At 69.4% G+C, this 11,842-nt stretch carries 14 protein-coding genes and 1 pseudogene; 7 read left to right on the top strand and 8 right to left on the bottom strand.

Features of this window, described 5'->3' with window-relative positions:
- On the bottom strand, window positions 1-1,727 hold a 1,727-nt coding region (locus RMP08_RS11860; RefSeq protein WP_310469209.1), incomplete at its 3' end, for a fatty acyl-AMP ligase.
- 103 nt (window positions 1,728-1,830) lie between these two features.
- On the opposite strand from RMP08_RS11860, the gene RMP08_RS11865 reads away from it, so the two are divergent.
- From RMP08_RS11865 to RMP08_RS11885, 5 genes and pseudogenes are all read left to right on the top strand, one after another.
- Window positions 1,831-2,394 carry a RecX family transcriptional regulator gene (locus RMP08_RS11865; protein WP_310469210.1) on the top strand — a complete coding sequence of 188 codons (564 nt, stop codon included), beginning with the start codon at window positions 1,831-1,833 and terminating at the stop codon, window positions 2,392-2,394.
- A 40-nt stretch (window positions 2,395-2,434) separates the two neighbouring features.
- Entirely contained in the window at window positions 2,435-3,148 is a 714-nt protein-coding gene (locus RMP08_RS11870; RefSeq protein WP_310469211.1) for a cold shock domain-containing protein, read from the top strand.
- A complete protein-coding gene (locus RMP08_RS11875; RefSeq protein WP_310469212.1) occupies window positions 3,145-3,615 on the top strand; it encodes a DUF192 domain-containing protein in 471 nt (156 codons plus the stop codon). The genes RMP08_RS11870 and RMP08_RS11875 overlap by 4 nt, the downstream gene beginning before the upstream one ends.
- Before the next feature lie 43 nt (window positions 3,616-3,658).
- Window positions 3,659-4,042 (top strand): NADH:ubiquinone oxidoreductase subunit NDUFA12, encoded by a 384-nt coding sequence (locus tag RMP08_RS11880; protein WP_310469213.1) that lies wholly within the window; start codon window positions 3,659-3,661, stop codon window positions 4,040-4,042.
- Window positions 4,043-4,193: 151 nt separating this feature from the next.
- Window positions 4,194-4,427: pseudogene (locus RMP08_RS11885) on the top strand (DUF2155 domain-containing protein); the annotation flags it as partial.
- A gap of 35 nt (window positions 4,428-4,462) precedes the next feature.
- Here RMP08_RS11885 and aat read toward each other — a convergent pair.
- Window positions 4,463-5,206 carry a leucyl/phenylalanyl-tRNA--protein transferase gene (aat, locus tag RMP08_RS11890; protein ID WP_310469214.1) on the bottom strand — a complete coding sequence of 248 codons (744 nt, stop codon included), beginning with the start codon at window positions 5,204-5,206 and terminating at the stop codon, window positions 4,463-4,465.
- 147 nt (window positions 5,207-5,353) lie between these two features.
- The gene (arsC, locus tag RMP08_RS11895) at window positions 5,354-5,698 is read right to left on the bottom strand and encodes an arsenate reductase (glutaredoxin) (RefSeq protein ID WP_310469215.1); all 345 of its coding nucleotides are present in this window, start codon (window positions 5,696-5,698) and stop codon (window positions 5,354-5,356) included.
- Window positions 5,699-5,899: 201 nt separating this feature from the next.
- Between arsC and RMP08_RS11900 the strand changes: the two genes are divergently transcribed.
- Together RMP08_RS11900 and RMP08_RS11905 are read left to right on the top strand one after the other, a co-directional pair.
- Window positions 5,900-6,451, top strand: a complete 552-nt coding sequence (locus RMP08_RS11900; protein ID WP_310469216.1) for a glycine zipper family protein — start codon at window positions 5,900-5,902, stop codon at window positions 6,449-6,451.
- Between the two features lie 11 nt (window positions 6,452-6,462).
- A complete protein-coding gene (locus tag RMP08_RS11905) occupies window positions 6,463-7,839 on the top strand; it encodes a L,D-transpeptidase family protein (protein ID WP_310469217.1) in 1,377 nt (458 codons plus the stop codon).
- 4 nt (window positions 7,840-7,843) lie between these two features.
- Here the strand turns inward: RMP08_RS11905 and RMP08_RS11910 are convergent, their stop codons facing one another.
- From RMP08_RS11910 to RMP08_RS11930, 5 genes are all read right to left on the bottom strand, one after another.
- Window positions 7,844-8,554, bottom strand: coding sequence for a TonB family protein (locus RMP08_RS11910; RefSeq protein WP_310469218.1), 711 nt, complete (start codon window positions 8,552-8,554; stop codon window positions 7,844-7,846).
- A 37-nt stretch (window positions 8,555-8,591) separates the two neighbouring features.
- Window positions 8,592-9,815, bottom strand: a complete 1,224-nt coding sequence (locus RMP08_RS11915) for an MFS transporter (protein ID WP_310469219.1) — start codon at window positions 9,813-9,815, stop codon at window positions 8,592-8,594.
- A 2-nt stretch (window positions 9,816-9,817) separates the two neighbouring features.
- On the bottom strand, window positions 9,818-10,273 hold the full coding sequence (locus RMP08_RS11920; protein ID WP_310469220.1) for a RidA family protein: 456 nt from the start codon (window positions 10,271-10,273) through the stop codon (window positions 9,818-9,820).
- Window positions 10,274-10,303: 30 nt separating this feature from the next.
- Window positions 10,304-11,659 carry an acetyl-CoA carboxylase biotin carboxylase subunit gene (gene accC, locus RMP08_RS11925; protein ID WP_310469221.1) on the bottom strand — a complete coding sequence of 452 codons (1,356 nt, stop codon included), beginning with the start codon at window positions 11,657-11,659 and terminating at the stop codon, window positions 10,304-10,306.
- Between the two features lie 13 nt (window positions 11,660-11,672).
- The coding region (locus RMP08_RS11930; protein ID WP_310469222.1) for a biotin/lipoyl-containing protein at window positions 11,673-11,842 on the bottom strand (170 nt) is incomplete at its 5' end.

Genomic DNA, 11,842 nt, shown 5'->3' on the forward strand with positions numbered 1-11,842 from the left:
TAGAGGTTGCGGGCTTTGGTGCGCGACAGCTTGCCCGACGAGGTGCGCGGGAGGCTGCGCGGGGGGACCAGCTCGATCACCGCGGTGATGCCGGTGATGGCGCGGACGCGTTCGCGGATGTCGTCGCGCAGGCGGCCGCGCTCGGCGGGGTCCGACACGCGGCAATGGACCAGCACCGCGGGGGTTTCCTCGCCCGACGGGCCGGTAATCGCGAACGCGGCGCTGTCGCCCGACTTGAAGCCGGGCAATTGCTCGACCGCCCATTCGATGTCCTGCGGCCAATGGTTGCGGCCGTTGATGATGATCATGTCCTTGGCGCGGCCGACGATGAAGATGTAGCCGCCCGACAGATAGCCCATGTCGCCGGTGTCGAGCCAACCGTCGCCGGCGAGGCACGCCGCGGTCGATTCGGGATCGCGGAAATAGCCGACCATGACGCTCGCGCCGCGCACGAACACCTTGCCGATGCTGCGGTCGGCGAGCAACGCGCCGTCGGCCCCGCGCACTTCGATTTCCATGCCTTTGACCGGCTTGCCGCAATTGACGATCGCGCGGTAGCGGCGCGGGCGCTCCTGGCCGGCGACCCCGGCGCCCGACAATTCGCTTTCGGCGACCAATTCGAGGCGGATGCCTTCGCCGGGCGGCATCAAGGACACCGCCAGCGTCGCTTCGGCGAGGCCGTAGCTGGGGCAGAACGACGAGGCCTCGAAGCCGGCGTCGGCGAAATTGTCGACGAACGCCTGCATCACGTCGGGGCGGATCATGTCGGCGCCATTGCCCGCGATGCGCCAGCGCGACAGGTCGAAGCGGTCGGCGGCGCGGGTCTGCGAGCTCATCCGCCGCGAGCAGATGTCGTAGCCGAAGGTCGGCGAATAGCTCAAAGTCGAGCCGGGGTTGCGGGTGATCAGGTCGAGCCACGCCAAGGGGCGGCGGGCGAAATCCTCGGTCTTGAGATAATCGACCGACATCTGGTTGGCGATCGGCGACAGCATGCAACCGACCAGCCCCATGTCATGGTACCACGGCAGCCACGAGACGACGCGGTCGGTGTCGCAGATATCGAGCCCGACGCCGTGCGCGCGGAGGTTGTCGAGCAGCGCGCGGTGGGTCACCGCGACGCCGTGCGGGAAGCGCGTCGAGCCGCTCGAATATTGCAGATAAGCGATGTCGTTGGTGTCGGGCTGGGGCAGGACGGCCTCGGCCGCGGTCAAATCGCCGAGCGACTCCCAGTCGCGCGCGGCGACGTCCAGTTGCGCGGCGGCCTGCCCGGCGAAGTCGGCGAGCTCGGGCGGGTACAGGAACAACGCCGGATCGCTCGACTGCAGCATCACCTTCAATTGCTCGATGTAGGCATCGCGCCCGCCGAAGCTGGTCGGCAGCGGCAGCGGCACCGGCCACAGCCCGGCATAGACCGCGCCGAAGAAGCAGGCGGCGAACTCGGGACCGGTTTCGGCGATCAGGGCGAGGCGGTCGCCGGGCTTAAGCTGCAAAGCAATGAAGCGTTGCGCGTGGGCCAGCGCGTCGGCGCGCAGCTCGGCGTAGGGGAACGCGCGGACCAGCGTGCCGCGCGCGTCATGGAAATTCATCCCGCGGCGGCCCTCGGCGGCGTAATCGAGCGCTTCGCCGAGCGTGGTGAAGTCGGCCACGCGGCGTGCCTGGTCGTCGACCGTCGGCGTCGCGCCGGCGGGTGCCAGGTCGGCGGTGATCGTTGAGTTGCGGTCGAGCACGCCATCCATCCTGAAAAAACCCCGGTGCCCGCCCGTCACACATCCCCAACGGCGGAACGGCACAGTTTGTGATGGGTGGGGAGTGTGGCACAAAAAGGGCGTAATGGAAGCCACCAGACGCCGCCGGGAGAGGCCGCCGCTCGACGGCAAGTCGCTGGGCGAGCTGGCACTTGCCTATGTCGGCCGCTTTGCCACCACGCGCGGCAAGCTCGGCCAATATCTCACGCGCAAGGTCCGCGAGCGCGGCTGGGCGGGGGAGGACGAGGCGGACATCGCCGGCGTGGTCGAGCGCCTGGCGGCGTCCGGCTACGTCGACGACGCGGCTTACGCTCTGTCCAAGGCGCGGACGCTGACCGAGCGCGGCTATGGCGGGCGGCGAGTGTGGCAATCGCTGACCGCGGCCGGGGTCGGCGAGGAGGATCGCGCACCGGCCGCGGCGCTGGCTGAGGACGGCGCGGTCGCGGCGGCGCTTAAATTCGCGCGGCGCCGACATCTCGGTCCGTTCGCCGCGACCGCGCCCGACCGCGCCGGGCGCGAGCGGGCGATCGCGGCGATGCTGCGCGCCGGCCACGGCTTCGCCATCGCCCGGCTGATCGTCGAGCTGGCACCCGGCGCGGAGGTCGATCCCGACCGCCTCGCGGAGGCTATCGGTACGGCACCGAATTAAAGTCGGTTTAACGACATTGCCCGCCATGCTAGGGAGGGGCGTGAAGCGTAAGAGCGTCGAACCTTCGGGCACGGCTGAGCCGCGGATGGCCGCCCGGCCAGGCACGGCCAAAACGCGCGCGCGATCGTCGGATTTGCCGGAGGATTCCGCGCTCGCCGTGCCCGCCGACACGCTCCCCGGCCCCCCGGCCGACATGCCGCACCCGGCCCCCGCCGATGTCGCCCCGGGCGACCCGGAAGAGCTCGCGCCGGTCACCGGGCGGGTCAAATGGTTCGACGCCACGCGCGGCTTCGGCTTCGTCGTCAGCGACGAGATCGAAGGCGACATCCTGCTCCATTTTAGCGTTTTGCGGGAGCATGGCCGGCGCAGCATTCCGGAAGGCGCGCTGATCGAGTGCGTCCCCGCCCGGGTCGAGCGCGGGCTCCAGGCCAAACGGGTGCTGGCGATCGACCTCGGCCATGTCGTGCCGCAGTCGCGCCCGCCGATTTCGCCCGCCGAGCGCGCCGACCGGCAGGCGCTGGCAGACGCCGCGGGCGATTTCGAGCGGGTGGTTGTAAAATGGTTCAACCGCGTCAAAGGGTATGGCTTCGTCAACCGCGCCGATGCGCCCGACGAAGAGGATGTGTTCGTTCATATGGAAACAGTGCGCCACGCCGGCCTGTCCGACCTCCAGCCGGGGCAGGCTCTCGATGCGCGGGTCGCGTCCAGCGGCAAGGGGCTGACGGCGGTCGAGGTGAGGGCCGGCGACGCGTGAAGCGTGCAGCCGCGATCGTGCTCGCCGCGCTGCTCGCGGGGTGCAGCGCCGACGGCTCCGCGCCGGGAGTTGCGCAGGAACGCTCGGCGGCCGGGCTCGAGCAGGTGCCGCTGACGATCCGCTCGGGCGGGCGCGAGCACCGCTTCACGGTCGAGGTCGCGCGTAGCCGGCAAGAGCAAGCGACCGGGTTGATGAACCGCCAGTCGCTCGCCCCCGACCGCGGCATGATCTTCCTCTATGCGCCGCCCGAGCAGGCGACGTTCTGGATGAAGAACACGTTGATCCCGCTCGACCTGCTGTTCATCCGCGCCGACGGCAGCATTGCGCGGATCGAGCCCAATGCGGTGCCGCTGTCGCTCGATCCCCTGGCCTCGATCGAGCCGGTCGCCGCGGTGCTCGAAATTGCGGGCGGGCGCGCTGCCGAACTTGGTATCGTCCCCGGCGACAAGGTCGACTGGCCGCGCTGACGCCTTGCCACCTTGGCCCAGCCGGGGCAAAGGCGGTCGCGTCATGGGTATCATCGCCAACGCCTTCACCTGGTGGAACGGGGCCTCGTGGGGCACCTCGATTACCTCGCGCCTGAACGGCGAGGAGGCCGGCCGCGACGACGCCGGCAATATCTATTTCAAGCACCGCAAGGACCCCGCGCGGCGGTGGGTGATCTACGCCGGCAACAATGACAGCAGCCAGGTCCCGCCGGGGTGGAACGCATGGCTGCGCGGGACGATCGACGGGCTGCCCGAAGAGGGGCTTCCGGCGCGGCGCCGGTTCGAGACCAAATCCGAGCCCAATCTGACCGGGACGATGGCCGCGTTCCGCCCCGGCGGCGCGCTCGGCGCCAAGGGCACGCGCCCGGCGGCGACCGGAGATTACCAGCCCTGGACCCCCGACTGAGCCCGTGCGCGCCGCTCTCCTGACGACGATCGCGCTGGCGCTGGCGCTCGGGGCCTGCGACCGCGGCGACGACGGCCAGCCGGCCGAGCGCCGCCGCCCAGTCACCGAAAACGTCCCGCGCTCGCCCGCCGACCAGGCCGGGGTGACACCGATGGCCGAGCGGGTGGCGGTGATCGGCCTCATCAACAAGCGCAACGGCATCGTCCGCGACCTCGTGCTCAAGCCGGGGCAGGCGATGCGGGTCAAGGACGCGGTGGTGCGGCTGCGCGCGTGCGAAACCACCGCGCCGTGGGAAAACCAGCCGCTCACCGGTGCCTTCGTCCAGCTCGACGTGCGGCTGCCCGACGGGCGCTGGTCGCGCGCCTTCTCGGGCTGGCTGTACAAGGAATCGCCGTCGCTCAACGTCGTCGAGCACGCCGTCTACGATGTCTGGCCCAAGAGCTGCGCGATGACATATCCGGCCGGGCCGGGCGCATCGGCGGCGCCGGTTGCCGCGAGCAACCGGTCGAGCGCGCGGAAATCGGGGGGCGCGGCGGCGAGGCCGGCGGCGCCCGCTGTTGCTGAGCCGACGGCCCCGGCCGCGCCACCCGCGGACCCGCCCGCGCCGAGCGCCGTCGTCAACAATGCGACATAGGTCGCACGTGGCACGCTGACCGCGCCGAGCGAGGCGAGATGCGCGGTCATGAACTGGCAGTCGAGCAGGGTCAGCCCGCCGGCCTTCATCCGCGCCACCAGCCACGCCAGCGCGACCTTCGAGCCGTCGCGCACCGCGCTGAACATGCTTTCGCCGAAAAACGCCCGGCCGAGCCGCACGCCGTACAGCCCGCCGGCCAGGGTTTCCCCGGCCCACACCTCGATTGAATGGGCGTGGCCCGAGGCGTGGAGCGCGAGCATGGCGTGCTCGATCTCGGCGTTGATCCAGGTTTCGTCGCGCCGGGCGCAGGCGGCGATGACCTCGGCAAAGGCGCGGTCGAGGGTGACGGTGAAGCGCCCCGAGCGCAGCGTGCGGCGGAGCGAGCGCGACAGGTGAAAGCCCTCGAGCGGGATGATCGCGCGGTGGCGTGGCTCGACCCAGAACAGATAGGCGGCGTCGCGGCTGTCGGCCATCGGGAAGATCCCGGCGGCATAGCCCCGGAGCAGCAAGCGCGGGTCGAGTCGCCTCATGGGTGCGGTACTATCCTCCCCACGATTGCGTGGGGAGGGGGACCAGCGCAGCTGGTGGAGGGGTTCTCTCGCGGGCGTCTAGAACCCCTCCACCATTGCCTCTGCGGGCAACGGTCCCCCTCCCCGGCCAAAGCCGGGGCGGATGCTTCAGAGAATTTCGCGCACTACGTCCTGCGGACGGCACAGGCGGACGCCTTTCGAAGTCTCGACCAGCGGGCGGTTGATCAGGATCGGGTGGGCGACCAACGCGTCGAGGATCGCCACGTCGCCGGCGACGGCGAGGCCGAGCTCGGCGGCGAGCGGCTCCTTGGCGCGCAGCCCGTCGCGCGGGGAAATGCCGGCGCGGGCGTAGAGGCGCTTGAGTTCGGCGCGGCTCGGCGGGGTCTTGAGATATTCGTTGATGGTCAGCTCGGCGCCCGCCTGACGCAGGATTTCGAGCGTTTTTCGCGAGGTTCCGCACAGCGGATTATGGTGAATTGTCGCTTTGGCCATGATTACTCCCAAATAGCTGATTCACAACGACGATTCCAGACAGCCGACGCAGATTCGGCGGTGCCGGCGAGCGCTTGTCGTCGCGATACCGGAACGTTCGTGGGCGCGCGTCGTTCTCCGGCTTGTGACACGTGCGCCCTGCCGGCAATCCGGCAAACCTTGGGGCATGGTCCGTACAGATTAATTATCGGGAGATTGACGATGCAGAAGACACTCATGGCGATTGTGCTGGCCAGCTCGGTTTCGCTCAGCGCTTGCGCCACCAACGACCGCATGGCCGGTGATGTCGCCGAAGGCGCCGCTTACGGTGCCGCCGGCGGTGCCGCCGTCGGTGCGGTGGTTCCTGGCGTGAACGTGATCGAGGGCGCCGCGGTCGGCGCCGCCATCGGCGGTCTCGCCGGCGGCGTGTGGTCGGACCAGAACAACGACGGCTACGTCGATGGCTACGTCCAGAACGGCCAATATTATGCCGGCACTCCGCAGGGCTATGACCCGACCCTTCGCCGCGTCGCCACTGGCGCGGTCGGCGGTGCGGCGCTCGGCGCTGCGGCCGGTGCGTTGATCCCGGGCCTCGGGATCCTCGAAGGCGCCGTGATCGGTGCCGCCATCGGCGGTGTCGCCGGCGCGATCTGGGCCGACCGTGACAATGACGGCCGGGTCGATGGCTATGTCCAGAACGGCCAATACTATCCGGGCGCCCCGGCTGCCCAGCCGACTTACTCGGCTCCGGTCCGCAGCGGTGAGCGCGGCTAAGCGGAGACGAAGTGAACAGTCTGCGTAACCTGCGTGCCGGGCGCCTCGCGCGCCCGGCACGCATCTTTTCCAAGGTTGGCGGTGTCGCTGCAGCGTTCGCGCTTGCGGCGGCGCCGTTTCCTTTGTCTGCGTTTTCGGCCGATGCCGCCACCGCGGCCGCCCCGCTGCGCTATGGGCAGGGGCTCGAAGATTTCTATGCCGCGCGCGGTCATCAGCCGTTGTGGTTCACCTATGGCCAGCCGGGGCCGCAGGTCGACGCGCTGCTTGCGTTGATCGACAGCGCCGAGGTCGACCGGCTCGACCGCGAGCGCTACCGGCCCAAGGCCCTGAGCAAGGCGGTGCGCAGCGCCCGCAACGGCGACCCGCGCGCGATCCGCCGCGCCGATGTCATGCTCAGCGAGGCGCTGGTCAATTACGCCCGCGATTTGCGCCGCACCGGCGATATCGGTGTCACTTACGTCGATCCCGGACTGCGCCCCGGGCCGCGCTCGCCGCGCGCGATCCTCGATGCCGCGGCGGCTGCGCCGTCGCTGCACAATTTCGTCACGCGCATGGGGTGGATGAACCCGATCTATGGCGACCTGCGCCGCGCGCTCGCCGCGCGCGCCTATCGCAGCGAGGCCGAGCGGCGCACGCTTGAGCTCAACCTCGAGCGGGCGCGCGAGCTGCCCGCCGGGCCCGGGCGCCATGTCATCGTCAACGTCGCCGCGCAGACGCTGTCGATGCACGAGGGCGGGCGCGCGGTCGATTCGATGCGGGTGGTGGTGGGCAAAGCGAAAAACCCGACGCCGATGATGGCGGCGCTGATCCGCTTCACCTCGCTCAACCCCTATTGGAACGTGCCGCCCGACCTCGCCGCCGAACGCATCGCGCCGTTCGTGGTCAAGCATGGCGTCGGCTATTTGCGCTCGAAGGGTTATCAAGTGCTGTCCGACTGGACCGACAGCGCGACTGTCGCCGACCCGTCGACGGTCGACTGGCAGGCGGTCGCCGCGGGCACCGCCGAAGTGCGCATCCGCCAGCTGCCGGGGCCCGGCAATGCGATGGGGCGGATGAAGTTCATGTTCCCCAACGCGGACGGGATCTACCTTCACGACACGCCCGAGAAGGAACTGCTAAGCGAGGCCTCGCGGCTGTTCAGCGGGGGCTGTGTGCGGCTCGAAGACGCGCCCAGGCTCGGTGCCTGGCTGTTCGGCCAGCCATTGAAGCCGAGCGGGGCGGGGGCCGAGCAGCCGGTCCCCTTGCCCGAGCCGGTGCCGGTCTACATTACCTATTTGACCGCGGTGCCCGACGGGTCGTCGATCGCGTTCTTCAACGACATTTACGGCCGCGATGCCGCGCGCCTCGCGCAGCTCGGCGGCGCGCCGCAGCTTGCCAGCACGCGCTAGCCGCTCACAGCGACCAATTGGCGACGTATTGCCAATAATACGGGATTGGTCGGCCCCGAACATCAAGAGCGGGTTGGAAGCGCAAACGCTGGGTGATCAGCGGGCACAACCCAGCGTCAATCGCAGAGTCGCCGCTAGACCGCACGATTCGGCACTGCGTTGGAAGCCCACTGGGCTCGATCCGCAACGAAACAGTGGCCGTTCCATTCAACACTCTGCCGCCGGCGAGAAGGCGATAGTCGCGGTTGCCGATGTTGCGCACCAGCCGCGCCGGGGTGAATCCGGAAAAATCGCCGCTGCCGCCGCCGCCGCGTCCCGAACCCGATCCGCCAGCGCCGGTACCGGTGCCGGCTGCCGCGGCGCCGGCGCTCGGCGCGCTGCCCGTGCCGGCGATTGGGGCGGCGACGATCGGCGGCTTGGCCGGGACGACGACCTTGGGCGGGGGGGCGACGACCGGGGTCGGCTCGGCTTTTTTGGCCGGAGCGCCGGGGTCGTCGCGGGCGCGCTCGGAGCGAACCGCGGGCGGTGGCGGGGGCGGCGGGGGTGGCTCGGGCTCGGTGATGTCGAACGCTTTCAGATGCTCGACCGCGCGCTCGACGGTGTCGACGTTGAGCCCGCTCAGGATCACCGCCGCCAGCCCGGCATGGATCAGTGCGACCGCGGCGGCCGCCTTGGCGCGGTCGGGGGGCGATGGCTGGGCGCTATAACTGGCCATGGCGGGAATGGAACGCACGAGGCCCGCCAACGGATGCTCAGTCGAGCGCCAGTGGTTCAACGCGGGGCATCGCGAACAGCCAGATCAGGGCGCCCGCGCCGGCCACCCCGGCGGCCAGCGCGAAGCCGGCGAAATAGGAGCCGGTGGCGTCGATCGTCACGCCGGTGATGATCGGGCCGATGATCCCCGAGGTGTTGCCGATGGCGTTCTGCGCGCCGACCCAGCTGCCCGACGCGCGCGGGCCGGCGAAGATCTGCGCCACCGCGAAGATGTTGGTCGAGATGATCCCAGTCGCGGCGCCGGCGAGCACCAGCCACGCGCCGAGCACCATCGTCGACTCGGCGAGCGCGGCGCCGAGGATGCACAGTGCGACGACGGTCTGCGCGCCGGCCATCAGCGCCTTGCGCACGCGCCCTTCGTCGCGGCCCTGGCGCACCAGCCGATCGGACAGATGCCCGAAGGCGAGCGCGGAAATGCCCTGGACGACGAACACCGCGGTGGTCAGCGTGGTCATGTCGAGGATCGACAGCCCGCGCGACTTGACCAGATACAAAGGCAGCCAGGCGAGCGCGAAATAGAAAGCGTAATTGCTGCAGAAATGCGCCGCCCCGCTCCACCACAGGGCGGGCTTGGTGAACAAGCGGCGCATCGGGAACGGCGGTGTCGCAGCCGCTAGCCGCGCCCCCCGGTAGGGCCGCGAGATGATGTGCCACGGTAGCAGCCACACCAATGTCGCCAGCCCGAACACGAGGAAAATCGAGCGCCAGCCGTAGAGCTCGAGCAAGATTCCGCCGATCAACGTTCCGACCGCCGGGCCGAACGCGATCGCCGCCGCGATCAGCGCATTGGCCATCCCGCGCCGGTCGGACGGCACCTCGGCGGCGATGATCTTCGAGCTGCCGGGAAAGGCGATGCTTTCGCCCAGGCCGAGCAGCACGCGCAGCACGACCAGCATGGCGAGCCCGCCGATCCACGCGGTGGCCATCGTGCTCAGCGCCCACAGCAGGACCCCGGCGGCGAACAGGCGGTAGACGCAGATACGGTCGCACAGCCAGCCGACCAGCAGCATCACCGGCACGTAGACCCAGAAGAAGGCCGACACCGCGATCCCGAAGCCGGTCGCCGACAGCGCCAGCTCCTCCTTCATCAGCGGCGCCGCGATGCCGACCGCGCCGCGGTCGATGTAGGTCAGCAGCACCGCCGCCGCGAGCATCGGCACCAGCCAGCGCGCGCTCCCGCGCGGGGTTGCGAGGGTCGCCACGGTTACTTGGCGGCCGGGGCGCGGGCGATGCACTCGACCTCGACCAGCGCGCCGAGCGCCAGCCCGTCGGCGCCGAACGCGCTGCGCGCGGGGAACTCGGCGGTCGGGAAGTAGCTGGCGTAGACCTTGTTGAACGCCGGCCAGTCGGCGATTTCGTCGAGCATCACGGTGCATTTGGCGACGTCGCCCCAGCCGAGCCCCGACTTGGCCAGGACGGCGGCGATATTGTCCATCGTCTGGCGCGCCTGGGCGTCGATCCCGGCGGGCAATTTGCCGTCCGCGCCGAGCCCGATCGCGCCCGACAGGAACAGCACGTCGCCGACCCGCACCGCGTCCGAGAACGGCAGGCGCGCGCCGTTGACGCTGGGCGTGCCGATGCGTTCGAGGGGCGGGGAAGGGGGTGCGGGCGCCGCGGTTGCAGCGGTTGCGACGAGTAAAAATGGAAGCCAGCGCAGCATGATCTTCTCCCCCCAAGTGCCGCCCCCCGGTCAGGTTGCGGCGGAATTTTTCTCCAGCCACTGTTCGAGCCATTTGATGGTGTAGTCGCCGGCGAGGAACTGGTCGTCGCGGACGATCGCCTGGTGGAGCGGAATGGTCGTCTTCATCCCCTCGACGACGAACTCCTCGAGCGCGCGGCGGAGCCGCATGATGCAGCGCTCGCGGGTCTTGCCGTAGACGATCAATTTCCCGATCATGCTGTCGTAGTAAGGCGGGACCTTGTAGCCGGTGTACAGCCCACTATCGACGCGCACGTGCATGCCGCCGGGGGCGACATAGTTCTTCACCGTGCCGGGGGACGGGGCGAAGGTCGCCGGGTCCTCGGCGTTGATGCGGCACTCGATCGCGTGGCCGTGGAGCACGACGTCCTTTTGCTGGCACGACAGGCCGTCGCCCTGCGCGATGCGGATCTGCTCGCGCACGAGGTCGATGCCGCTGATCATCTCGGTCACCGGATGCTCGACCTGGAGCCGGGTGTTCATCTCGATGAAATAGAATTCGCCGTTCTCGTAGAGGAACTCGATGGTGCCGGCGCCGCGGTAGCCCATGTCGGCCATCGCCTTGCGCACGGTTTCGCCCATCCGCTCACGTTGTTCTGGGGTAATGACCGGCGACGGCGCTTCCTCGATCACTTTCTGGTGGCGGCGCTGGATCGAGCAGTCGCGCTCGCCCAAATGGATCGCATTGCCGTCGCCGTCGCCGAACACCTGGAACTCGATGTGGCGCGGGTCGCCGAGGTATTTCTCCATGTATACGGTGTCGTCGCCGAACGCGGCGCGCGCTTCGGACGCGGCCTGGCTGATCAGGCTTTCCAATTCCTCCTCGCGCGGCACGACCTTCATCCCGCGCCCGCCGCCGCCCGAGGCGGCCTTGATCAGCACCGGATAGCCGACCTTCTTGGCCAATTTCCTGGCCTCGGCGATGCTCTCGATCGGCCCGTCCGAGCCGGGCACGAGCGGCAGGCCGAGCTTGGCGGCGGTGCGCTTGGCCTCGATCTTGTCGCCCATGATGCGGATATGCTCGGGCTTGGGACCGACCCACACGATGTTGTGGAGCTCGACGATCTCGGCGAACTGCGCATTCTCCGAGAGGAAGCCGTAGCCGGGGTGGATGGCGTCGGCGTGGACCACTTCCGCGGCGGAGATGATGTTGGCGATGTTCAAGTAGGAATCGGCCGCGGCGGGGGGCCCGATGCACACCGTCTCGTCGGCCAGCCGGACGTGCATCGCGTCGGCGTCGGCGGTCGAGTGCACCGCCACCGTCTTGATGCCCATTTCGTGGCACGCGCGATGGATGCGCAGCGCGATCTCGCCGCGGTTGGCGATCAGCAGTTTCTTGATGGGCATGATCGCGTGGCGCCTAGCCGAGCACCATCAGCACCTGGTCGAACTCGACCGGCTGGGCATCGGCGACGAGGATCGACTGGACGATTCCGGCGGCGGGCGCGGTAATCGGGTTCATCACCTTCATCGCCTCGACGATCAGCAATGTGTCGCCGGTCTTCACCTTGTCGCCGACCGCGACGAACG

It is taken from the genome of Sphingomonas sp. (assembly GCF_031426035.1).
In the GTDB taxonomy this organism is placed as follows: Bacteria; Pseudomonadota; Alphaproteobacteria; order Sphingomonadales; family Sphingomonadaceae; genus Sphingomicrobium.